This is a genomic window from Streptomyces sp. NPDC037288 (assembly GCF_055603265.1).
The window spans coordinates 1-3522 of record NZ_JBVJVY010000160.1 but is presented as its reverse complement, the minus strand read 5'-3'; the positions used below and the strand labels follow the sequence as shown (position 1 = coordinate 3522).

Sequence of the window (3522 nt, the reverse complement as noted above, 5' to 3'; positions counted from 1 at the left end):
TCGTACGCCGAGCTGAACGAGCGGGCCAACCGTCTGGCACGCCTGCTGATCGCCCGGGGTGCGGGGCCCGAGCAGCTGGTGGCGCTGGCCGTGCCCCGCTCGGCCGAACTGATCGTCGCCGTGCTGGCGGTGCTGAAGTCGGGTGCCGCGTATCTGCCCCTGGATGTGGAGTATCCGGCGGAGCGTCTGGCGTTCATGGTGCGGGACGCCGGCCCGGTGCTGATGGTGAGCACCGAGGAGGTCGCTTCCGGACTCCCGGACGGCGTGACACGGGTGCTGCTCGACGACCCGGCGGTGACCGGCGAGCTCACGGCCCTGTCCGCAGCGGACGTGGACCCGGCTGAGCGTCGCGGCGTCGTCCTGCCGCAGTCCCCGGCCTACGTCATCTACACCTCGGGCTCCACCGGCACCCCCAAGGGCGTCGTCGTCGCCCAGGAAAGCGTCGCCGACCTGCTGTCATGGGCAGTGACATCCTTCGACCACGGCCGACTGTCCAAAGTCCTGGCAGCCACCTCACTGAGCTTCGACGTCTCCGTCTTCGAGATCTTCACCCCCCTCGTCTGCGGCGGCACACTCGAAGTCGTCCAGGACGTACTGGCACTACTGAGCCGCAACTGGACAGGAAGCCTCATCAGCGCCGTCCCCTCAGCCCTGGCCCAGGTCGTCGGACAGTCCAGCCTCAACGTACAAGCCGAAACCGTGGTACTGGCCGGCGAAGCACTCTCCGCACAAGCAGTAACAGACATCCGGACCGCACTCCCCGGCTGCCAGATCGCCAACATCTACGGCCCCACCGAAGCCACCGTCTACGCCACAGCCTGGTTCGCCGACAACAACACCACCACACCCCCCATCGGCCGCCCCATCACCAACAGCCAGGCATACGTCCTGGACGCCGGTCTGGCTCCCGTACCGGTCGGTGTGCCCGGTGAGCTGTACCTCGCCGGCGACGGCCTGGCCCGCGGCTACCTCAACCGCCCCGGACTGACCGCCGAACGCTTCGTCGCCAACCCCTTCGGCACCCCCGGCGAACGGATGTACCGCACCGGCGACCTCGTCCGCTGGAACCCGGCCGGCGAACTGGAATACCTCGGCCGAGCCGACTCCCAGGTCAAGGTCCGCGGCTTCCGCATCGAACTCGGCGAGATCGAAACCGCACTGACCACCCACGACGACATCACCCAGGCCGCCGTGATCGTCCGCGAGGACCGCCCCGGCGACCAACGCATCGTCGCCTACGTCGTACCGAAGACGGATGCGGCGCAGTCGGACGACCGGGTGGAAGGGGAACAGGTCGACGAATGGCAGCAGGTCTACGACTCCATTTACGCGGAGTCCCAGGACCCTGTCGGTTTTGGTGACGACTTCACCGGATGGGTGAGCAGTTACGACGGACGGCCCATTCCGCTCGAGCAGATGCGTGCCTGGCGCGATGCGACCGTCGACCGCATCCTGTCACTGAAGCCGCGACGCGTTCTGGAACTGGGTGTGGGCAGCGGCCTGTTGCTGGCGAAGCTCGCCGGACACTGCGCGGAGTACTGGGGAAGCGACTTCTCGTCCACCGTCATCGAGAAGCTGCGGTCCGACGTCGCGCAGCAACCGGACATCGCCGACCGCGTGCATCTGCTGTGCCAGCCCGCCGACGCGACGGACGGCCTGCCGGTGGAGTATTTCGACACGGTCGTCATCAACTCGGTGATGCAGTACTTCCCAGGCAGCTCCTATCTGCTCACAGTGGTGGAGAACGCCCTTCGACTGCTCAAGCCGGGCGGCCGGCTGTTCATCGGCGACGTGCGGAACCTGAATCTGGTCCGCAGCTTCCACGCCGCCGTGCACATCGCGCGTTCGGAGACCGCGGAGGACGCTTCGGCTCTGCGCCTTGCCGTCAGCCGCTCGGTGTCGGACGAAAAGGAACTCCTGGCGTCCCCGGCCTTCTTCACGCATGTGCGGGACCGGTTCGACGACGTGAACGCGGTGGACATCCGCATCAAACGGGGCGAGCACCACAATGAGCTGACCCGGCATCGCTATGACGTCATCGTGCACAAGCAGGCGCCGGCAACCGTTTCCTTCGCGCGGACCGAGTCTCTGCGCTGGGGCCGCGACGTCTCCGGCACGGACGAGCTGGCACGGTATGTGCGGCAGCAGTGCCCCGCCGCCCTGCGCGTCACCGGCGTCGCCAGCCGGCGGCTGGCGCACGAGGTCGCCGTGCTGCACGCGATCGATGCGGAGGAACCGATCGCGGAGGTGCGTCGGCGTGCCGCCGATCCCGGCAGCACCGGCTGGGACCCCGAAACGTTCCATGCCCTCGGCACCGAATGGGGTTACGAGGTCGTGACGACGTGGTCGGACACCGGCTCCGACGGGTCGTTCGACGTGCTCCTGCACCACGTCCGGGACGACGGGACCGCGCTCACCGACGTCTATCTGCCCGGTGCGGGGCGGCAGGTGGCGGACGGCACCCACCTGACCAACGATCCCGCGGCGCAACGTCAGACGGCGGCGCTCATCACCTCGCTGCGCCGGGAGCTTCCCAAGGTGTTGCCGGAATACATGGTGCCGTCCGCGGTGGTGAGCCTGGACTCGCTGCCGTTGACGCCGAACGGGAAGCTCGACCGCCGGGCCCTGCCCGCTCCGGACTTCGCCGGGCAGGTCACCGGGCGCGGTCCGCGCACACCACAGGAAGAGACGCTGTGCGACCTGTTCGCCGAAGTGCTCGGACTGCCTCGGGTCGGTATCGATGACAGCTTCTTCGAGCTGGGCGGTCATTCGCTGCTCGCGACGCGCCTGATCAGTCGGGTGCGGGCCGCACTCGGCGTGGAGATCTCGATCGGCAGCATCTTTGACGCCCCGACCGTCGCCGGGCTGGCCAGTTCGCTGAAAAACGTTGGAAAGACACAGAGGCCGAAGCTGCGTCGCATGCAGAGGCCGGGGGAGACTCGATGATTCCGCTCTCGTTCGCGCAACGCCGGATGTGGTTCCTGCACCGCCTCGAAGGGGTCAGCGCGACCTACAACATTCCTTTGGCCATGCGCCTTTCGGGAACCCTGGACCGGGCAGCACTGCGGCTGGCACTCACGGACGTGGTCGAGCGCCACGAGAGTCTGCGGACGGTCTTCCCGGAAGTCGACGGGGTGCCGCAGCAGAAGGTGCTGAGCGTCGCGGAGGCCGGCGTCGGGTTGTCGGTGGTGCCGACGACGGAGGACGAGCTGCAGGTGAAGCTGTCCGACGTGGCCGCCGAAGGCTTCGACCTGGCGAGCGACCTCCCGCTGCGGGTGACGTTGTTCGTGCTGTCGCCGACCGAGCACGTACTGCTGCTGGTGCTCAACCACATCGCCGCTGACGGATGGTCCTTCGCGCCCCTGTCGCGGGACGTGGGCGAGGCGTACGCGGCACGGGTGGAAGGCCGGACGCCCGGCTGGACCGAGCTTCCGGTGCAGTACGTGGACTACACGCTGTGGCAGCAGGAGTTGCTCGGCGACGAGAAGGATCCCGAGAGCCTGGTCAGCAGCCAGCTCCGCT

2 protein-coding genes are annotated in these 3522 nt (G+C 67.9%); both read left to right on the top strand.

Annotated elements, in window-relative coordinates; translation table 11 throughout:
- Positions 1–2946: non-ribosomal peptide synthetase (locus tag ACZ7GZ_RS42720; protein WP_471033209.1), on the top strand; the 2946-nt coding region annotated here is incomplete at its 5' end.
- Positions 2943–3522, top strand: a 580-nt coding sequence (locus ACZ7GZ_RS42715; RefSeq protein WP_471033206.1) for a condensation domain-containing protein, incomplete at its 3' end; no start/stop codon positions are given. The genes ACZ7GZ_RS42720 and ACZ7GZ_RS42715, both read left to right, overlap by 4 nt.